The 20988-nt window shown below is 53.8% G+C and carries 15 protein-coding genes; 9 read left to right on the top strand and 6 right to left on the bottom strand.

Annotated features, from left to right (window positions below; all coding sequences use genetic code 11):
• Positions 1 to 4: 4 nt before the first annotated feature.
• The 6 genes from H6F67_RS03870 to H6F67_RS03845 all read left to right on the top strand — a co-directional run bounded on the left by H6F67_RS03870 (position 5) and on the right by H6F67_RS03845 (position 6823).
• Positions 5 to 1135: a hypothetical protein gene (locus H6F67_RS03870; RefSeq protein ID WP_190763499.1), complete on the top strand. Its 1131-nt coding sequence runs from the start codon at positions 5 to 7 to the stop codon at positions 1133 to 1135.
• A gap of 64 nt (positions 1136 to 1199) precedes the next feature.
• Complete coding sequence (locus tag H6F67_RS03865) at positions 1200 to 2069, top strand: WcbI family polysaccharide biosynthesis putative acetyltransferase (protein WP_190763497.1); 870 nt, start codon at positions 1200 to 1202, stop codon at positions 2067 to 2069.
• Positions 2070 to 2126: 57 nt separating this feature from the next.
• A complete protein-coding gene (gmd, locus tag H6F67_RS03860) occupies positions 2127 to 3212 on the top strand; it encodes a GDP-mannose 4,6-dehydratase (RefSeq protein WP_190763495.1) in 1086 nt (361 codons plus the stop codon).
• A gap of 77 nt (positions 3213 to 3289) precedes the next feature.
• On the top strand, positions 3290 to 3529 hold the full coding sequence (locus H6F67_RS03855) for a hypothetical protein (RefSeq protein ID WP_190763493.1): 240 nt from the start codon (positions 3290 to 3292) through the stop codon (positions 3527 to 3529).
• Positions 3530 to 3630: 101 nt separating this feature from the next.
• Positions 3631 to 6570, top strand: coding sequence for an aminomethyl-transferring glycine dehydrogenase (gene gcvP, locus H6F67_RS03850; protein ID WP_190763491.1), 2940 nt, complete (start codon positions 3631 to 3633; stop codon positions 6568 to 6570).
• 106 nt (positions 6571 to 6676) lie between these two features.
• Positions 6677 to 6823: a hypothetical protein gene (locus H6F67_RS03845; protein ID WP_190763489.1), complete on the top strand. Its 147-nt coding sequence runs from the start codon at positions 6677 to 6679 to the stop codon at positions 6821 to 6823.
• A gap of 33 nt (positions 6824 to 6856) precedes the next feature.
• Here H6F67_RS03845 and H6F67_RS03840 read toward each other — a convergent pair whose 3' ends face one another.
• The 3 genes from H6F67_RS03840 to H6F67_RS03830 form a co-directional block, all read right to left on the bottom strand.
• The gene (locus tag H6F67_RS03840) at positions 6857 to 7972 is read right to left on the bottom strand and encodes an AI-2E family transporter (protein ID WP_190763487.1); all 1116 of its coding nucleotides are present in this window, start codon (positions 7970 to 7972) and stop codon (positions 6857 to 6859) included.
• A 19-nt stretch (positions 7973 to 7991) separates the two neighbouring features.
• A complete protein-coding gene (locus tag H6F67_RS03835; RefSeq protein ID WP_190763484.1) occupies positions 7992 to 10949 on the bottom strand; it encodes a hypothetical protein in 2958 nt (985 codons plus the stop codon).
• A 92-nt stretch (positions 10950 to 11041) separates the two neighbouring features.
• Positions 11042 to 14530: an MASE1 domain-containing protein gene (locus H6F67_RS03830; protein ID WP_190763482.1), complete on the bottom strand. Its 3489-nt coding sequence runs from the start codon at positions 14528 to 14530 to the stop codon at positions 11042 to 11044.
• An 82-nt stretch (positions 14531 to 14612) separates the two neighbouring features.
• Between H6F67_RS03830 and H6F67_RS03825 the strand changes: the two genes are divergently transcribed.
• Positions 14613 to 15584 carry an ABC transporter ATP-binding protein gene (locus tag H6F67_RS03825; protein WP_190763479.1) on the top strand — a complete coding sequence of 324 codons (972 nt, stop codon included), beginning with the start codon at positions 14613 to 14615 and terminating at the stop codon, positions 15582 to 15584.
• Positions 15585 to 15735: 151 nt separating this feature from the next.
• The gene (locus H6F67_RS03820) at positions 15736 to 16509 is read left to right on the top strand and encodes an ABC transporter permease (protein WP_190763477.1); all 774 of its coding nucleotides are present in this window, start codon (positions 15736 to 15738) and stop codon (positions 16507 to 16509) included.
• Here the strand turns inward: H6F67_RS03820 and H6F67_RS03815 are convergent.
• The 3 genes from H6F67_RS03815 to purH all read right to left on the bottom strand — a co-directional run bounded on the left by H6F67_RS03815 (position 16506) and on the right by purH (position 20232).
• Positions 16506 to 17717 (bottom strand): PQQ-dependent sugar dehydrogenase, encoded by a 1212-nt coding sequence (locus tag H6F67_RS03815; RefSeq protein WP_242020482.1) that lies wholly within the window; start codon positions 17715 to 17717, stop codon positions 16506 to 16508. The genes H6F67_RS03820 and H6F67_RS03815 overlap by 4 nt on opposite strands.
• A gap of 98 nt (positions 17718 to 17815) precedes the next feature.
• Complete coding sequence (locus H6F67_RS03810; RefSeq protein WP_190763475.1) at positions 17816 to 18694, bottom strand: 2OG-Fe(II) oxygenase; 879 nt, start codon at positions 18692 to 18694, stop codon at positions 17816 to 17818.
• A gap of 5 nt (positions 18695 to 18699) precedes the next feature.
• A complete protein-coding gene (purH, locus tag H6F67_RS03805) occupies positions 18700 to 20232 on the bottom strand; it encodes a bifunctional phosphoribosylaminoimidazolecarboxamide formyltransferase/IMP cyclohydrolase (RefSeq protein ID WP_190763473.1) in 1533 nt (510 codons plus the stop codon).
• Positions 20233 to 20334: 102 nt separating this feature from the next.
• Here purH and H6F67_RS03800 point away from each other — a divergent pair, with 102 nt between their 5' ends.
• Positions 20335 to 20988 carry an alpha/beta hydrolase gene (locus tag H6F67_RS03800; protein ID WP_190763471.1) on the top strand — a complete coding sequence of 218 codons (654 nt, stop codon included), beginning with the start codon at positions 20335 to 20337 and terminating at the stop codon, positions 20986 to 20988.

Below are 20988 nucleotides of genomic sequence, written 5' to 3'. Positions count from 1 at the left end.
AGGCATGACCGAAGACGTTGTTATCGTTACTAGCATTGCTCCCGTTGGAATTGAGAAACAGAAAGCCGCGATCGACACATGGATCGCTCTAGGGTTTTCCGTTGTCTCGCTAAACATCCAAGCTGAGGTGGACAAGTTAAAGTCTATATTCAGCAATGTGAAGTTTCACGTTGTTAATCGGGATGGAAGAGAAAAATATGGAAAGCCGCTTGTGTATATTGACGATATTTTGTCCTATCTACAGGAGTACGGCGGGAAGATTGGCGGCATTGTTAACTCGGACATTCATATTCGAGCAGAAAAAGATTTTGCTTCTTTCATTCTTGAGCAGGCTGAAGATTCAATGGTTTTCGCTTCCAGAGTAGATATTGATTCTTCAGAGTCGAAATCTGGAGAAACATATGCTTATGGATTTGACATGTTCTTTTTCGATCAGAAGCTATTGAAATTTTTTCCAACCTCTGATTTATGTTTGGGAGTTCCCTGGTGGGATTATTGGGTTCCACTCATTGCCCTACAGAAGGGCTTGAACACGAAATACATCACAAACACAGTTGCTTATCATATCAAGCACAAAATCAACTACAGTGTTCAAACTTGGCGAAAAGTGGGAATTTGGTTTGCTGATCTTTTTTCTCCCGGTATGAAAACAAAGCTATTTGAGAAATTAATGTCGGAGCAACTTGAAAGTTTGGATGAGGACTTAGGTCCTCATGTGACTTATAACTTTATCCAGATGGTCTACCAAACAACCAACTTCATTACTTATGAGCCTAAGTTTATTAACCAGTCCAGCAATATAGAGTTTGATAGAAGTCTTGAGAAATCCTGTGAGCTAGATAGGAATTTAAGTTCGGCGTTTAGAAAATTGAAGGTTGATCAGCCAATCAGCTACGAGGAATGTTTAGGACAAGCCTGGTTGTCTTACCAAAAGAGTGACTTTAGAGAGATGGCTGATTACCTTCATCAGTCGCTCAAATACACGTGTATGCAACCCACAAAAATCATTTTGAACTGGGTGAATGAGTTTGTACAGTTGTCAAGAGAGTATGACTGTCAATTTGATGCTTATTTTCTAAGTGATCAACCTGATTGGCAAAAGCTAATTTATTCAATTCTAATTTCCTCCGATTGAAAGAAAGGAAATATGTAAAAGTTTGAAGTGAGCGAATTTTCATAGCGAGCAGGAGGAGCAAAAGGTGGGTAACGGTAAAGAACCATGTATTATTTACGCTAACTGTCAAGAGTCGATTATTCGGCAAAACCTGCTTCGATCAGAAGATTTCAACAGCAAATTCACAATCTGTTGTAAGATGCCGCGAAATTACGAAGCAATTCAGCAAAACCTGCAACTACCCGAACATCTTATTCAAGAAGCTAAACTCTTCGTTTACCAACCGCTTGGCAAAGAATATGAAAAGCTTAGTACAAATTACCTACTCAACTTACTTCCATCTGATTGTATTTGTATCTCCTTACCTTACATCTACTTCAATGGATATTGGCCGCAGTATATCAAAAGTAGACCTGGATTTGATATTGCTTATAACGACTCGAATATTGCAGAACTGTTAAAATCTGGCAAAACAAAAGCGGAAATTCTTAAAATCATCAGCTCTAGTGAGGTCTACGATGTTCAGTTTCTCTTGAAACGAGTGGAAGATACGTTGAATGAACTACAAAGGCGTGAGGTTGAGACAGATGTGAAGGTTTCAAAATTCATCCGTCAAAACTTCAGAAATCTCAATCTGTTTCATTCGGTTAATCATCCCGCTAATGTTCTTGGTTTAGAAATTGCCAACCAGATTTTAGCTTATCTAGGGTTGTATCATCTATCCAGTTCTGCTGAGGAAGAAATTTTATATGGCTATTCGTTTCCTATCTACCCAAGTGTTGCTCAGAAGCTCAGTATTGAGTTTGCGACACCTGCAATGAAGTACAGATTCTCCTACGACAAGTACTTGACTTTTCATGAGTACCTGAGCGAGTTCATCGATCGACTTGCTGAAGTAATTGATCCAGCAGCAGAAGCTAGCGAACAGCTTAATAATCTAGGTGTTGATGTCTAACAAAGCGGACGATCGCAATCAGTTCAAGATTCTACATTATTATCGAGAGGATTCTCAATGACTCATTCCAAACGTGCTTTGATCACTGGAATTACTGGGCAAGATGGTTCTTATCTCAGTGAACTTCTATTGGAGAAAGGTTACGAGGTTCATGGCATTATTCGTCGAACTTCAACCTTCAACACCGATCGCATTGATCACGTTTACGAAGATCCTCACAATGAAGAGGCAAGACTGCGGCTTCACTACGGCGACCTGACCGATGGCACGACGCTACGCCGCATCCTCGAAGAAATCAAGCCCCATGAGATTTACAATCTGGGCGCTCAGTCTCACGTCCGCGTTAGCTTTGATTCACCTGAATACACAGTAGATTCAGTTGGTATGGGTACACTGCGTCTGCTTGAGGCAGTACGTGACTATCAGCAGCGCACGGGTATTGAAGTCCGCTACTACCAAGCTGGCTCGTCTGAAATGTTTGGCAAAGTTCAAGATGTTCCTCAAAAGGAAACAACGCCGTTCTACCCCCGTAGCCCCTACGCTTGCGCCAAAGTTTATGCACATTGGCAGACAATTAATTACCGGGAATCCTATCAACTATTTGCTTGCAATGGGATCTTGTTTAACCATGAATCACCACGACGCGGCGAAACCTTCGTGACTCGTAAGATCACTCGTGCCATTGCTCGGATTGTCGCTGGACAACAAGCGAAACTATTTATGGGCAATCTTGACTCAAAACGAGACTGGGGTTATGCCAAAGATTATGTCCGGGCTATGTGGTTGATGTTGCAGCAGGATGAGCCAGATGACTATGTAGTTGCAACTGGAGAAACGCATCCCATCACTGAATTTCTTGATTTAGCATTCGGTTATGTCAATCTCAACTGGCAAGATTATGTTGTCTTCGATAAACGTTATCTTCGACCTGCCGAAGTTGACTTGCTAGTTGGTGATCCGACAAAAGCTAAACAAAAACTGGGTTGGGAACCTTCAGTCACCTTTGAAGAACTTGTTCGCCTCATGGTTGAGGCCGATCTTAAAGCGCTGGGTCTAATCCCACTGAGTAACGGCATCGTTCAGTTTAGTACCGAACATGCAACAATTCGTCGTCAAAATGCTGGCGTAGCAAATCTACCGTAATCTCCTCAGCAACTGCAAGAACCGTAATTCTGAGTTTGCCCCTGTTCAAATTGAACTTAGCTTTAAGGAGCACTCCAGTGTTTCCTCGCCATGACGGTCCTGGTCGAATTGAAAACAAAGACTACACGAAATTCATTAAATGGACTCCGCTCAGAGTCGCGATCGCCACTCTCATTCTCTTTACCCCTTATGCCGCCCTCGTCTACGCAGTCGCCTCCGCCACCTCAATCATGGCTGTTGTTCCAATGCTGATTGCGCCCGCGCTAATCGCCATTTTTGCTGGAATCATCTACTGGCTCTCTAAAGCAGTGCTGTAGCTTAAAATCGATCGCCCTGAATCAAACCGGATTGCATCTGACAAGCGGTTTATTGCTAATTGTTGCAAAATGGTCAGAAAAGCACCCTGATTCAGTCGCATATGACTCCCAAGCTCCCGACCCTGCAATCTGCCTCGATCGCTCCGCTGCGTTCGGCCAATTCTGCGCCCGATGACTTTGCCCAGCGACACATCGGGCCGCGTCCGCAAGAGATTGAGGAGATGCTGGCCGTGTTGGGCTACGACAGCTTGGAAGCGCTGATCGATCGCGCCGTGCCGACGGAAATTCGCATGAAGCGGCCTTTGACCTTGGGCAGTCCGCGCAGCGAAACCGAAGCGCTAGAGGAACTCAAGTCGATCGCCAGTCAGAATCATGTGTTTCGATCGTTCATCGGCCTGGGCTATTCCGACTGCATCACGCCGCCCGTCATTCAGCGCAACATTCTGGAGAATCCAGGTTGGTACACGCAGTACACGCCCTATCAGCCAGAAATTTCTCAGGGTCGGCTCGAAGCGCTGCTTAACTTTCAGACGATGGTGATTGACCTGACCGGACTGGAAATTGCCAACGCCTCGCTGCTGGATGAAGCAACGGCAGCAGCAGAAGCAATGGCGATGAGCTATGGGCTGCACAAGGGCGGGGCAAAAGCGTTTTGGGTGTCGAAAGATTGCCATCCGCAGACGATCGACGTGATTCAAACTCGCGCTTTGCCGCTCGGTCTGGAAGTCGTAATCGGGGATCATCGCGAGGAAATCGATCGCCCGATCTTCGGTGCATTGCTGCAATATCCGGCCAGCGATGGCGCGATCTATGACTATCAGGCGTTTGTCGATCGCGCCCATGCCGCAAGCGCACTGGTAACGATCGCTGCCGATTTGCTCAGCCTAACGCTACTCAAGCCGCCCGGAGAATTTGGAGCCGACATTGCTGTTGGCAGCACACAGCGCTTTGGCATTCCCTTGGGCTACGGTGGGCCTCATGCTGCCTATTTTGCGACGAAGGAGCAGTACAAGCGGCAAATTCCCGGTCGGATCGTCGGCGTTTCCAAAGATCGAGACGGACATCCGGCTTTGCGGCTCGCCCTGCAAACGCGCGAACAGCACATCCGTCGCGACAAAGCAACCAGCAACATCTGCACGGCTCAGGTTTTGCTGGCGGTGATGGCGGGAATGTATGCCGTGTATCACGGGGCAGACGGACTGCGGCGCATTGCCGATCGCATCCACCAGATGACCGCAAAGCTGGCGGCAGGCTTGCGCGAACTGGGCTATCAGGTCAGCGATGCGCCGTTTTTTGACACGCTGAAAATTCACGTTCCGAGTGGTGAAATTGAGGAATTGCTGAGGAGAGCGATCGCCCATCACATTAATCTGCGCGTGATTGACGACAGTTCAATTGGCGTGTCGCTGGATGAAACGACGACGGCAGATGATTTGCTCTACCTGTTCCAGATTTTTGCGGGAGATTTGCCCTTGCATTTCATTCCCGATACGCTGAGCGCGGATTCGAGCTTGCCTGCGGAACTGGTGCGATCGACTGCGTATTTGACGCATCCGGTTTTTAGCGCGTATCGATCGGAAACCGAACTCTTGCGCTACATTCACCGCTTGCAGGCCAAAGATCTTTCCTTGACAACGGCGATGATTCCCTTGGGTTCCTGCACGATGAAGCTGAACGCAACGGCGGAAATGCTGCCGATTAGCTGGCCGGAATTTGCAAAATTGCATCCGTTCGCGCCGATCGAGCAGGCGCAAGGCTACCAACTTCTGTTTGATCAGCTTGAGCAAATGCTGGCGGAAATCACCGGATTCGCTGGAATTTCGCTTCAGCCCAACGCCGGATCGCAAGGTGAATATACGGGACTGTTGGTGATTCGTCGCTATCACGAAAGTCGCGGCGATCATCGCAATATCTGTCTAATTCCCGAATCGGCGCACGGCACGAATCCCGCCAGCGCAGTTATGGCCGGAATGAAGGTCGTTCCGATCGCCTGCGACAGCGAAGGCAACATCAACGTTCAGGATTTGCGCGAAAAAGCCGAAAAACATCAGGCCGATCTTGCTGCTCTGATGGTGACGTATCCCTCGACGCATGGCGTGTTTGAAGCGGCGATTCGCGAAATTTGTGCGATCGTCCACGAGTTTGGCGGACAGGTTTACATGGACGGCGCGAACCTCAACGCGCAGGTTGGCCTCTGCCGTCCGGGTGACTTTGGTGCGGACGTTTGTCACCTGAACTTGCACAAAACTTTTTGCATTCCACACGGCGGCGGCGGACCGGGAATGGGGCCGATCGGCGTCATGCCGCATCTGGTTCCCTTCCTGCCCAATCACAGCGTTGTCGAAATGCACAGCGATCGTGGCGTTCCGGAACGGTATCGCCCTGCTTCCAACCGAGTCGGAGCCGTCGCCGCCGCACCTTGGGGCAGTGCCAGCATCCTGCCGATTTCGTGGATGTACATTGCAATGATGGGCGATACGGGCTTGACCAGAGCCACCCAGGTCGCGATTCTCAACGCCAACTACATCGCCAAACGGCTCGAAGGCCACTACTCCGTTCTGTACAAAGGCCGAGACGGACTCGTTGCCCATGAGTGCATTCTCGATTTGCGCCAGTTCAAGAAAACGGCCAGCATCGAAGTCGATGACATCGCCAAACGCCTGATTGACTACGGCTTCCATCCGCCCACTGTTTCTTGGCCTGTCGCCGGAACGGTGATGGTTGAGCCGACCGAAAGCGAATCGAAGCAGGAACTCGATCGATTCTGCGAAGCGATGATCGCGATTCGCGAGGAGATTCGCCAGATCGAAGCGGGAGAAGTCGATCGCCAAAACAACCTGCTCAAAAACGCGCCCCACACCGCCGCCGACCTGATGCGCGACGAGTGGGATCGTCCCTACGCGCGATCGATCGCCGCTTATCCCACCCGCCACACGCGCGAAAGCAAGTTTTGGCCTGCCGTCAGTCGAATTGACAATGCATATGGCGATCGCAATCTCGTCTGCTCCTGCCTACCGATGGAGGCCTACCAAGAAGCCTAAGTCCTCCCTCCACCAGCTTGTACAGGACTGGCACATTAGCCCCGGAAATCAATTTCCAAAGCTCCAGTTCCAAAGCGGATTCCACCTATCAACCCAATCCATTTGAATGGGTTTGCGCTTTCAGCCGGAAATTGATTTCACGGCTTCTGCCGCCGTCCCGCTTGCAGAGACAGAGATGACTTCACTGGCAGCCGACCCACTTCAAAAGTGCGGCAAAGGCAACTCGCTGAACGATCGACGTTCTTCTGTCTAGACACGTCATCACCCGCAGAAATCGAGCCTGCTCTTAGGGCGATCGCCACTGCGCTAATTCTGCCGAAGCAACCTCCTCCGTCAAATCTGGTTCAGCAGTTTCCGAACCTTCTGGAATGATTCGCCACTCATCCAGCAAGCTCTTTGCAAATCCACTCAGCGGCACGGCCAAAATCAAGCCCAACAACCCGCCAATCTTCGTGCCCACGATCAAAGCAATCAGTACCCACAGCGGACGTAATCCGGTGAAGCGACCGAGCAAGCGCGGTGTAATTAGCTGATCAATCAACTGATCGATCACCAGCGAAATGACAAACACCCGCGCCCCCAACCAAGGATTTTGAGCCGCCAACAGCAAACTAATCAGCGTGAACGTCACCGAATCGCCAAATGGAATAATTGAAACCACGCCGACCGTGAGACCAAACAGCATCGCGTAGGGCACTTTCAGCAGCAAAAACGTAATTGTGATCAGCGTGCCGACCAAGGCAGAAAGCGCAAGCTGGCCGAGAAAGTAGTTTTGAAAATTCTTTTGAAGTGCCTGCCGGACAGTTTCTCCGGTTTTTCCAGGGAGGCGATCGAAAAAACCGTTGGCAATTTTGTCACCGTCGAGCAGCAGATAAAACGTCAACACCGCTGTCAGCAGCGCTTCTGAGATGTTGCCGATCGCTCCCAAACCCAGCGCCAGCGCTTCATCCGCAAACGATTCGATTTCTTGCGGCAGGCGATCGCTCAGTCCCGCCACGACCTGACTTAAGCCCGCAGGCAACCGATTGTGCTGCGCCAAATTTTCCACCGAGGCAAGCTGCTGACTGGCCGAATCGAGCCACTGCGGAACAAGCTGCACAACTTCTCGCACATCGTCGCTTAAGGCTGGAACCAACGTTAGGCCAAGACTGCCCAGCGTCACGCCTGCGATCGCCGCGACGATCGCCGCTGCCCAAGGTCGCTGCAATCCCTGCTTCTGCAAAAAGTAAACGGGCGTATTGAGCAAAAAGGCCAGCAGTGCCGCCAGCATCAAACTGGTGACAAGCGGCTGAAAAAACTGAACCACCTTAAACGATAGCCAGCCGTTCAGACAAATTAGGGGAAAGAGCAAGGCCAAAAGCAGCCAGCGTAGAATGCGGTTGAGCGAATCGGGTGGGGTCATTGGGTGTCGGGTGTCAGGGTTAGAGTGACCAGGAGCCGAGGTGAATGCCTGTGACGCCAAGCGTTCCGGCAACTGCGGCAGTGGTAAGAGAAGTGATGGCGGTGCAGAACAGCCACCAGGCGGCGATCGCGGCAGCGCGGCGGGTTTCTTCGGCGCGACGCTGAGCTTGCTGCTTCACCTCGTCGAGGCGACGCTGGGCGGCTTGCTGCACCTGTTCGATCTGCTGCGCGACTTGCGATCGCACGCCTTCAAACTGTTCAACAACACGACTGGAAACCGCTTGAGAAAAATCGTCTCGCGCCTGCAACATCGTTTCGATCGCGTCGCGGTTGAGCTGCCCCAACCGATCGCGCCAGGTGTCGATCGCGTCATTGTCAAGCAGCGATTCGATTTTTTCAATTCCGGCTTGCGGCAGGCTGAGCAGCTTATAGATATCCTGCTTCATGCTGTCATAGTTGAGGTCGGGCAGCGCGATCGAGCCGAGATACTGCTTCAGTTTGGCCTGCAATGCTTCAAAGGCAGATTGCAGTTGGCTCTGCTGCTGCTGCGCGTCCTGCCAAAGCTGCGATCGCGCGTTCTCCAGGCGATCGAGCAGTGCTTCAACGTCGATTTGCTCGAAATCCGGTCGCTGAGCAAGTGCTTCAGTCAGAAGGGCGCGATCGAACGGCGTTTGCAGGATTTCGCTGGTGTCGATGTTGCGATCGGCTGCATCCGCGATCAGGCGAGAGAGGTTTGCTTGCAGCGCGTCAAGTTCAGTCGGATTGCTCTGCTGCAAATAGGCGCGGAGCTGATCGGAAAAATTCCAGCGAGGGCGGCGGGTTGCCCAGCGGCGCGGCGGCTTGATGATCTGACGAATCAGAAATCGCGCCTGCTGCATCTGCGGCTGCACATCAGCAGAATCGAGGTGCTTTTGCAGGTCGGACTGGAGGAGATGCCAATCACTCGATCGCAACTGCCGCAAGGTCGCAAGCTCAATTCCCGCCTGCTGAAGCTGCGATTTCAAGTCAGGACGGTCAGACTCCGGCAGAAGCAGATAGGCGTGCATCGTCTGGATGAAGCGATCGATCTGCGCTTGGTGCGATCGCGCAATGCGGCGATCGAGGCTGGTGAAGTCTGCCCAAATTTGCTGAGTCTGAGTCAGGATTTGCTCAAGCTGCTCGCTGCTCATGCTTTTGCGGCGTTTGAGGACGGCTTCGAGCTTGTCCCAGTCAAATTTTGGCGTGGGCAAATCGGCTAGCTGCGGCTCGATTTCGGCCAGCGTAGTTTCCAGCTTGCGCTGCACGTTGGCGAACGTGAGCTGCTGCACTTTGGTATAGCGAAAGTAGGGCTTGAGCTTTTGCCACAGTTCCGACGCGATCGCGTCTGCCGCTGCCTGACGAGCCGTGATTTCTGCTTCGAGATGATCGACCCACTCATCGACAGGCGCATCAGCACGATCGGCCAGCAGTTTCGTCAACGCGGCGCGATCGACCTGCTCGGCGGGATGGACACTCAAGAGCGATCGCACCCCATCCTGAACGCGATTCGCTTGCCAAGCGGCTTCAAGCTGCGATCGCCAAGCGTCCAACTCGGCTGTTTGGGCGGCAGTTCGCGCAGTTTCAAGCACCTCTTGCCGCACCGTCTCAAACTGCTGGACAAGTCGATCGATCTGCGCTTCGCTAAAATCTTCGCGCTGGGCAAGGATGGCGGCGATCGTGTCCGGTTCGACGGCTTCCACTCGTTCGCGCACCTGTTCCGGGTCGGCCTCCGGGTCATACAGAATGTCGCGCAGCGTCGCGGGAATCAGGTCTGACTGAAGCTGCCAGGAATACGCACTGAGCAAAAAGGCTTCCAGATCGGCAGCGATCGAATTCAATTCCGGTTTCGCTTCTGGTTTGGCTTCCTCAGTAGCGTCATCTTGACGGAGCGATCGCAACTGCTGCCAAATTTGTTCAATATCAAGATCCGACAAATCAACTCGGCTGATTAGTGTGCGGCGAATCGCGTCAAAGTCGATGTTTTGCTGAATCGTTTTCAGTAGACCGCCGGACGATTTCGATTGTGCCAAAATTTGCTGTAAATCTTCCGGTCGCGTCGATTTGAGCAGATTGATCAGGTCGCGGCTGGAATTCGATCGCGGCATCGACTGCTGCCAAACAGATTCGAGGTGATCGACCACTCGATGCGCGTCTTTGGCCGAGAGGTCGTGGCGATCGCGCAGCAGATCGACAAAGGTTTGACGGTTGATTTGTCCCAGCAGTCCGGTTCCGGCTAGGGCTAGCACTTCCGGACTTTTCAGAATTAATTCGAGGCCGCTGCCAACATGGGACAGGTCAAGCTGCGGCGTGGGCAAACTGCTGACGTAGGTTCTGAGGGCGTCCTGAATCTCATCAGATTTTAGGGTCGATCGCGCAGCGCTCTCGGAACGATATCGCACTTCTTGCCGAATCGCATTCATTGCCGCCGTTTCGGTCATGTAGGGCGAATCGTCTTTTTTACTCAAGACGGCTGAAATCGCGCTCACCAAGCTCCGCAGTCCAGAGGTGGCGCTGCCCAAAATCAAGCCAACGATCGACGTGACCGCACTGGAACTGAGCCACAGCAGCAGCAGAAAATACGCCGCCCAAATCACCACGCCAATGATTCCGCCAACAAACGGACTAACGGCAAGGCTGAGCTTGCCCGCCAAAAAGCAAGCCGCAAACAGAACCACATTAATCGTCAGCAAAATTCCGAGTCCAGCCGCGAGTCCGATCGTTCCGACCGAACTGCTTTTTTCGGGCTTGGCTTCTTCCGCTGCGTCCGCTTTTTTCACCAGCCGCAAGCCCAACGCGGTCACGCCGATCGCAATGCCCAAATTTGCCACCAAAAGCTGAAACGCGATCGCCATCACCAAGCCCGCCACGATCGCCACAAAGGTTTGCGGCGTGTTGACTACGGGCGCAATCTGCATCACGGGCAGCGCTGTCCAAAGCTGCGCCTGCCACAACTCCAGCATTTTTCCCCCTAACGGCTGCGTCGGCTTGACGTTGAGCTTTCACTTTAGGGGGAGCAAGGGGCGATCGTCGTCCGGCTAGAAGCAGATTTTGGCTAGGACGATGGTTTTACGAGTTTGGTGATCGCCATAATCAGATCGATCGGCTCGACAGGTTTGGCGATGTGCAGTTGAAAGCCTGCGGCGATCGCTTTGGCTCGGTCTTCTTCTCTGGCGTAGGCGGTCAGGGCGATCGCGGGAATGTTGCCGCCTTGATCAGGTGAAAGCGATCGCACCTGTTGCAGCAGCCAGAAGCCGTCGCGATCGGGCATACTGATGTCGCTGATCAAAACGTCCGGCAGCAGTTGCGGCAGCAGGTTGAAGGCGTCTTCGGCATTGGTCAAGGCTGTGACCGTAAAGTTGTGCGGTTCCAAGACAGTTTTGAGGAAGTCGAGGTTGTCTGGTTCGTCATCCACGAGGAGCAGATGGAGGGAAACGTCCGAAATCGGCAGTCGGGAGTCGGGAGGATTGGGATCACGGATTGCCGATGCACTGCCGACTTCCAGAAGGGGCAAGCGGACGGTGAATGTTGCGCCTTGTCCGACGCCTGGACTGGCAACGGCGATCGACCCACCGTGTAGTTCAACCAGATTGCGGACGATCGCCAAGCCCAAGCCCAAGCCGCCCTGAGCGCGAGTCGTGGAGCTATCGGCCTGCCGAAATCGCTCGAAGACGTAGGGCAGAAAGTCGGGAGAAATGCCGACGCCCGTGTCGGAAACGGTGAGGGAGGCGAAGGGATGAGAATCGGCTATCCTCCTTTCGCCTCCCTCCAGCTCCAATTTCACTTTTACTTGCCCACCGGAAGGTGTGAATTTGATCGCGTTGGAGAGCAAGTTCCACACGACCTGCTGGAGGCGAGCCGCATCGCCAGAAACGATCAGACCGTCGGTTTGGTCTTGCCAGTCAAGGGTGACGCCTTTGGTTTCGGCTGTGGGGCGAACCGTGTCGATCGCAGCATTCACGACATTTTCGAGCATCGTCGGTTGGCGATCGAGTCTGACTTGGCCGCGCACAATGCGGGAAATGTCGAGTAAATCTTCGATCAGTTGCGCTTGCGCTCTAGCGTTGCGTTCGATCGCTTCAAGGGCTTGTTCGACTTTGGTCGGGGCGAGTTTGCGGGCGCGGAGCAGTTGTGCCCAGCCGAGAATCGCGTTGAGCGGCGATCGCAGTTCGTGAGAGACGATCGCCAGAAATTCGTCTTTGAGGCGGCTGGCGGTTTCGGCTGCGGCGCGGGCTTCTTGCTCACGCGCGAGCAGTTCGGCGCGGGTCGCTTCGATTTGCTTGCGGGCGGTGATGTCGGTGTTGATTTCTAGGAAGGCTGTGACGGCGCGGTTGGCGTCGCGCTGAGCTGTCCACCGACTGCTGACCGTGACTTGTGTTCCGTTGCGGCGGGTGTGAATCAGTTCGCCTTCCCAGCGCCCAGCCTGAAGGCAGGCAGCTTTGACGGCAGCGAGCGATCGCGGAAATTGCGTTTGCAAAAGCGTATGGATGTTTTGGCCGATCGCTTCGGCTTTTGTCCAGCCATATTGCTGCTCGGCTCCACGATTCCAGTAAGTAATTTTGCTGTGTAGATCCAGGATGATGATGCTGTCGCTGGCAAGGTCGAGCGTTTCGGCGTGCTGGGCGATCGCGGCTTCGGCCATTTTGCGACCCTCTTCGAGGTGCTTCGCAACGGTGATGTCAAACAGCAAGCCGTCCCAAACCAGATCGCCATTCGGCTGACGTTCTGCCCTGGCCGATCCTTGGCTCCAGCGCAGTTCGCCAGAGGGCAAAACGACGCGCCATTCGTGTCGCCACTGCTGTCCTGTCGTGTCGCTGCGGCTAAACGATTTGCGTAACTCCACCCGATCGTCGGGGTGAACAGCGTTCCACATCACCTGAGCATCGGCCAAAACCGCTTCCGGCTCTAGCTGATACAGGTCGCGAATGCCCGGACTAATGTAGGTAAATTCGTCCCTGTGCGATCGCTGCACATACTGATACATCACGCCGGGAACATTCTCGGCCAACCGGGTAAATCGCGCTTTGGACTGCTGAAGGGCAAGTTCGGCTTGTTGCCGGGCGGTGACATCGCGCCACGAAGCGATCAGGCCATCTTCGAGTTTGGCGGCGCGAATGTCGTAGATGCGATCGCCAAATTCCAGTGCTTCGCGAATCAGCGGTTCTCCAGTTTCGACCACATTTGCGTAGGCTTGAAACAAATCGTCGCAGCAGTGGACGGAAAAGCGGCGACACCAAAAATCACCGACATCCGCCAGGGTCATCTGGTAGTTTTCACAGGCGATCGCGTTGAGAAAATCAAACCGAAAGTCGCGAATTTGGCCGTGTTCATTTCGCACAGCCGCCAAAATGGAAACGCCATCGAGCATCGTTTCCAGTGAGGTTCGCAGCCGCAGTTCGCTCGCTTCGATTCGCTGACGATCGAGCGTTTGGCGATCGAGCAGTTGATCTTTTTCGCGATTCGACTCGGCAAGCTGCAAGTTCGCCTGCTTCAGCGAATCGTTGAGCTTCATTAGCTGTTCGCTCAGTTGAGCGCGGGCAGCATACTCGCTCGATCGCACCTGCTCAACGGCGAGCGCGGCTTGCGTTTCCGCCCGTTCGCTGATTGCCGTTCCGACCCACAGTCCGACGCCACACTGCACCAGCAAGCTCAGTTTGTGGACTTGCAGCACTTCTGTTGCCACCGGAAAGCTGCCGTCTGAAATCAAATGCAGATAGGCCAGCACATAAGCCAGCAGCGTCACGATCGTGCAGTAGCTCGCTGTCAAAACGCCGCCCCTCACGCCAAATCGTGCCGCCGCCCACAAAATCGGAATGAAGCCCAGAAAGGCAAGCTGCTGAAAGGAAAAGCTGCTGCCTCTGCCCTGCAACACGGTAATCGCTGCCGTCAACACGCACAGCGCCAGAATGATTACGACTTCCAGCCGCCATTTCCAACTGGCTCGCAGCCGATCGCCCGAACGCAGTCGCTCTACGATCGGCGCGATCACAACGAGGACAGGCGGCGCGATCGCCATCACGCCCAAAGCGTTGCCCAGCCACCAGTAGGGAATCGTGGCGACAATTTGTTCGGCGGGAATTTTTCCGCTCAAGCTGTGCAGCAGCGTTCCCGCAGTGGCGGACGCGAGGCTTGCCAGAATTGGAGCACTCAGGGTAAAGGCGATCGCATCGCGCAGCGACCCCAACCGCAGCGAACCGCTCCACACTTGCCGATAAACCCACCAGGCCACCAGCGGCTCAATTCCATCTGCGATGCCCAACAGCCGCCATGCGCCATGCAGCCCCCAAGCCGGAGCCATGATCGCGCTGGCGATCGCGGTTAGCAGTGCGCCGATCGGCCCCAGCCACAAGGTCAAAGCAACCGCCACGCCCGCAGGCGGAAACCACAGCGAAACGGTCGGCTGGATGCGAAACACCAATGCGGTGCTGTGTGCTAAACACAGTGCAGCTAGCGCGATCGCGATCGACAGCCACCAGCGTTTTGAGGAATAGCAAGCAGAATTCACCAAAATAAATTGTCGATCGGCTTGAAGGGATGAGGCCAATCAGACCAATCTCTATCTTAGGAAATAGCGGGAATTTAGGAGAATAGAAGAACAGCTTGGCGACTCACCCTCAGACATCACAATGACCGATACCCTTTCCAAGGCGGGCGCACTGCCCGCGAATGTGGCCGCAACGCCCGCCCTCGTTGCCCACGAACTGCAAAAACACTATCGCCAGCGTCGCCAAACGATCGCCGCCGTCCAAACCGTTTCGCTCACCATGCAGCCCGGTGAAGTGCTGGCCTTTTTGGGACCCAACGGAGCCGGAAAAACCACCACGATCAAAATGATCGCCGGACTGATTCGCCCGGATGCGGGCTGGGTGCGCGTCAACGATCGCGACCCGCACTCCGATCGCCGCTCTTTAGCCGAAATTGGAGCCGTCCTGGAAGGCAATCGCAATTTGTATTGGCGACTGACTCCGCAGGAAAATCTAGAATATTTCGGCGTTTTGCGCGGCCTATCGACTCAAACCGCCCGTCGGCGCAGCCGCGATCTCATCGAGCAGTTTGACTTAGTTCACAAGCGCCGCACTCCCGTTCAAGCTTTGTCACGCGGAATGCAGCAAAAGCTGGCGATCGCCGTTGCGCTCGTCCATCAGCCGCGCCTCCTCTTGCTGGATGAACCGACGCTGGGTTTGGATGTGGAAGCCAGCCAGCATGTGAAAGTGCTGGTGCGATCGATCGCGCAAGACGGCTGTGCAATTTTGCTAACAACCCATCAGCTAAACGTCGCGGAAGAACTGTCCGATCGCGTCGCCATCATTCAGCAAGGCCAAATCATTGCCGAGGCCACCACTCGCGATTTGATTCGCCAGTTTTCCGGCTCGTCGTATGCGATCGAGTTTGAGGGCGAACTGGATAGCAAACGGCAGCGGGCGATCGAGGCGATCGGCGCGTTCGTTCATCCGCACGAAATTCACTACACCGGAAGCAGCGAAGGTTTGTATGCCGTTCTGGATTTGCTCAAGCCGCTGCCGCTGCTTCAGGTGAAAAAAGACCAAGCGGATTTAACCGAGATTTTCCTCAAACTGGTCAAGGGCGATCGGGGTTAGTTGAATCACCCTCACCCTAAATACCTCTCCCCTAGGGAGAGGGACTTCCAATCCGGTTCCCCTTCTCCCCCAGGGAGAAGGGGTTAGGGGATGAGGGAAAAGCCCGAACCGTAGTCAAACCAATTTTCATTCACCTCACGGCTTAATTTCCATGATCGATTTGCTTTTGGCCGAATGGCGACGCAACTGGACTCAATTTATTCGCTACCCGCTTGAAGCGATCGGCGGCATTTTGATCACCACGATCGTCTTTTACGGATTGTTTCTCAGCGCAGGCTACATTGCCGGATCTGCGTTTGAAGTGGGCGATCGACTCGATGCGATCGTTGTGGGCTATGTGCTGTGGACGCTGGTGATTTTCATCATTAGCGATATTTCGCTGGGACTTCAGGTCGAGGCGCAGACCGGAACGCTGGAGCAGGTGTTTCTGTCGCCATTTGGAGCGCCACGTGTGTTTTTGGCACGAGCGATCGCCAGCCTCGGCCTGCGTCTGCTGGTGATCGCGACAATCTTGCTGATCATTTTGGGACTGACGGGCAGTCGGCTGAACTTTCCGCCGACGTTAATTTTTCCCCTTGTCAGCATGATTTTGGCGGCTTATGGCTTGGCGTTCATCATCGGCTCGTGCGCCTTGCTGTTCAAGCAGATTCAGCAGCTTTTGGGACTGTTTCAGTTTGTGCTGCTGTTTTTGCTGGCAACGCCGACCGAAACCTGGAGAGGTGCGGCTCGCCTTTTTAGCCGCCTGTTGCCGATGATTCCCAGTGCCGATTTGCTGCGCGATTTGATGGCAAAACAAGCGGCGATCGATCCGCAAAACGTCCTGATTGCGCTCGCCAACGGACTCGCCTATTTTGCGATCGGGCTAGCGATTTTCCGCTGGGCAGAACAGCGAGCCAAACAGCGCGGCTTACTGGGCGGCTACTAGCTCGGTTCCAGACGCAGCAGTTGGCCGTTTGGCGCGTCCGTCAGCACGTAGATTTCCCCCTCAGGCGATTGGCGCACGTCGCGGACGCGCTGGCCGATCGCGATCGTTTGTTCGTTGACCACGTTGCCTGCGGCGTCCACTTCGATGCGGCGAATATCTTGGGAAACCAAGCCGCCTGCAAACAAATTGCCCTGCCACGCCGGAACGCGATCGCCACTGTAAACCATCAGGCCAGAAGGGGCGATCGTTGACCAGACCTGTTTGGGGTCAACCAGTCCGGGACGCGATCGATCCGGGGAAATTTCGCCGCCGGAATATTCGCGGCTGTGCGTCACCAGCGGCCAGCCGTAGTTCTCTCCGGCCTGCACGAGGTTGAGTTCGTCGCCGCCCCGCGCTCCATGCTCGGTTGCCCAAACGCGATTCGTGGCCGGATCGACGGCGAGTCCTTGGATGTTGCGATGGCCGTAGCTCCAGATGGCGCGATCGCCACCTCCATTCACAAACGGATTGTCAGACGGAATCGAGCCGTCGTCGTTGAGCCGGACAATTTTTCCTAAGCGGCTTTGCAGGTTTTGCGCCTGCTGACGAATCAGTTCTCCTTCGATCGCAACAGGCGGATTGCCGCCATCCCCGATCGACACCAGCATCGTTCCATCCGGAAGCCAAGCGATGCGCGAGCCGAAATGCTGTCCGTCCGGTTTCGGCTGCGTCACCTCAAAAATTACCTGCACATCCTGGAGCGATCGCCCGTCAAACCGAGCGCGAGCCAAACGAGTGCGATTGGCCTGTTCAGTGCCGTCGGCAAAGGTGAAGTAAATCAGTTGGTTTTGCGCGAACTGCGGATGCACAGACACATCCATCAGCCCGCCTTGCCGCTGGGCAAACACATTTGGCACACCTGCGATTGGATTTGGGTCAAGTCTGCCGTCGCGCACGATTCGCAGCCGTCCTGGACGCTCGGTAATCAGCATCGCGCCATCCGGAAGCCACGCCATGCCCCAAGGATTTTCCAATCCTTCCAGCACCTTGACCGCGCGAACCGATTGAGGAGCCTGCGCGATCGCATCAGGCGGAGAAGCCGTAGGCGGTGCAGCATTGGAAGGTGGTGCAGCGTTTTGAATCGCGGGCGCAGTGGCACAACCTGTAAGAGCAAACAGCAAGACGGCTTGAGTGAACCGAGTGATTGAGCCATTCGATCGCATCATCATATCCTCGCGAGATCTGCACGATTCCACTTTAACGGAGACACCGAAAAAGCATCACGCCAGTCCAAACGAATGCAGCAATTCCATTTTGTCAGCGAAAATTAGCGGCGAATCCAGCCGTTGATTGTGAAGCGACTGTCGGCAAATTTGCGAGACGGGCATTGAATTGGCAGCACTTCATGCAGATAGCGACTGCGGAAGAAAACAATGCTGTTGTTGCGCGGTTCGATCGTGTGGCAGGTGTCGGCCTGCACATAGTAATTGTTCTCAATCTTGCTGTCATAAATTCGCAGTTCGCCGCCCGAAAATGCCTTGGGTTCACGATAGAAATAATAGACGTAGGTGAATTCGCGCGTTGCCGTATCGGGGCTGCCGTTGTCGTTATGAATTTTGTAATAGTTGCCGTCGTTGTGTCCGGTCAGTTGCGCTTCAATTTGCGAAATTGGAAACGGCGTCATGCCCACTTTGGTAAATACATCGGGCAAAACCGCTTGAATGCGCCGCGAAATCAGGTCGGCAAATTCAGGAAAATTGTGCAGTACAACGGATTTACGATATTCCAAATCGCCTGTTGAAGTGCTGGTAGAAACAAAGTTTTTCTCTTGTTTGATCACGAACTCTAGCAGGCGACGCTGTTCTTTTTCCGTCAAAAAATGGTCAAGCTGCACATAGTTTGAAATTAGATCGTTTGCGATCGCCCGCTCCTGTTGTTCCTCCGGTGGCTGAATTACAATCGGCGGATTTGTCACCAATCCCACCAATCGATCGCCCGGAAAACACAGCATCGCCTGTCCATTTTGTATGGGTAATTGAATCACCTGCGGCAAACGATTGGGCGATCGATCGATCACCAGTTCAAATAATTGCTGTAGCAACGGTGCATCCGGCGGCAGCACGATCGTGTGTTGATGTCCGCCATCGAGCAAAATCGTAACCGCAATTTCGCCAAGCTGATCAAAGTCGGGGAGTACAGTGGTCATCGCAATTAATGCAGGAAATGTCGATCGCCTGTCAGTATCATCACTAACCCTAGCTCATTTGCTGCCGCGATCGAATCCGCATCGCGCAGACTGCCTCCGGGCTGAACGATCGCCGCAATCCCCGCTGCTGCTGCCTGCCGAACCGAATCATCGAACGGGAAGAAGCCATCGCTTGCCAAAAATGCGCCTTTGGCTTTTTCGCCCGCCTGCTCCAGAGCGAGTTTCACTGAGCCGACGCGATTCATTTGTCCGGCTCCGATTCCCAGTGTGGTGCGATCGCTCGTCACCACAATTGCATTCGACTTGACATGCTTGGCGACTTTCCAGGCGAAGATCAATTCGGCCATTTGCATCTCGGTGGGCTGACCGCTGACGACTTGCCACTTGGCGGGATCGATCGGCTGGTCGTCGCTGGCCTGTACAAGAAAGCCGCCTGCGATCGATCGAATCGTCTGCGGTTCGCCGCGATTCAAATCGGGCAGCAGCAAGACGCGCAGTTTCGATTTGGCGGCAAGAATTTCTCTGGCTTCCGGCTCAACATCGGGCGCGACGATGCATTCGAGGAAGGTTTTGGTGAGCGCGGTGGCAGTTGGGGAATCGATCGATCGATTCAAGGCCACAATGCCGCCAAATGCCGAAGTGGAATCGGCATTGAACGCCTTCTCATACGCTTCGCTCAGACTTTCACCCAGAGCCACGCCGCAAGGATTTGTGTGCTTGACGATCACCGCTGCGGGGTCAGTGAATTCCGCAATGATGCGGCGGGTCGCTTCCAAATCAACCAAATTGTTGTAGCTCAGTTCCTTGCCCTGAATTTTTTCCGCTGCTGCCCAGCCAGAAGGGGTAGCTCCGGTTTGATACCAGGCGGCGGGCTGATGCGGATTTTCCCCGTAGCGCAAGGTTTGCACGATCGCCCCCGACAAGCTAAACGTCGCAGGCGCATTTTCTGCTGCATCTTGCGAGCTGAGGTAAGAAACGATCGCCGCATCGTACTGGCTCGTATGCGAAAACGCCCGCAGCGCACAGGCTTGACGAAATTCGATCGTCGGATTGGAATGCTGCCTTAGCTGATTCAAATACTCGTCGTACTGCGTTGGACTGCACAAAACCGTGAGATGGGCAAAATTCTTGGCCGCTGCTCGAATCATGGCCGGGCCACCGATATCGATTTGCTCGATCGCTTCTGCCAAACTGACGTTGGAACGGGCGATCGTTTGCTCAAACGGGTACAGATTGACGACGACCAGCGCGATCGGACGAATATCGTTGGTGTCCAAATCTGCTAGATCTTCCGCCAAATCTTGTCTTGCCAAAATGCCGCCGTGAATGCGCGGATGCAAAGTTTTCACTCGCCCACCCAAAATTTCCGGCGATCCGGTGTAGTCCGAAACTTTCGTGACCGGAACGCCCGCCGCCTTCAGTGCTGCCGCCGTGCCGCCGCTGCTGATAATCTCAAAGCCAAATTCTTCGACCAGAGCGCGACCAAGCTCGACAATTCCGGTTTTATCTGACGTACTCAAAAGGGCTAAACGCGACATGGCAACTTTATCTTTTACTTCCGCATATTTAACGATAAGGGAAGCGCGATCGATCCCGTCACCCGTGCCGCAAAATGGTGATGTTGCTTTGGAGAGAACCGCTTGACACTACAGGCGATCGCGATTCCCGTCGAAAATCCGCAAGGCTTGCTCGTTGCCCTGCACGGCTGGGGCGCAAATTCACAGGATTTAGTTGGACTGGCGCAGTTTTTGGATTTGCCCAATCACACGCTGATTTTTCCCGAAGCGCCGTTTCAGCATTCCTATTCGGAAGTGGGGCGGATGTGGTACGGCTTTCCAAGCGAATACAGCTTTTTGAGCAATCCAGCCTTTCAGCAGCAGCCAGATTTGCAGCAAAGTCGGCAGCAGTTGCGGGAATTTTTGCTATCGCTGGAGGAAAAAACCGGGGTTCCGCTCGATCGCACCGTCCTCGCCGGATTTTCACAAGGTGGCGCAATGACGCTGGATGTTGGGTCGCAACTTCCCCTCGCGGCACTGCTGATTTTGAGCGGCTATATGCACAGTCCGATCGATTCCGTGAATTCCGCGATCGGGAAAATCCTGATCGTTCACGGGCGACAAGATGACGTGGTGCCGTTGCGATCGGCCATTCAAATGCGCGATCGCCTAACGGAAATTGCTGCGCCAGTGGAGTATCAAGAGTTTGAGATGGGTCATGAAATTCGCCCAATCGTCTTACAAATCGTGCAAAACTTTATGAAAACAACCGTATTTTCGACAGGTGACAAGGATTAG

The sequence above is a fragment of the Microcoleus sp. FACHB-1515 genome, from assembly GCF_014696105.1.
Classification (GTDB): Bacteria; Cyanobacteriota; Cyanobacteriia; order Elainellales; family Elainellaceae; genus JAAUTJ01.
Note: the sequence above shows the minus strand (reverse complement) of the source record. Positions and strands in the feature narration are given on the sequence as shown.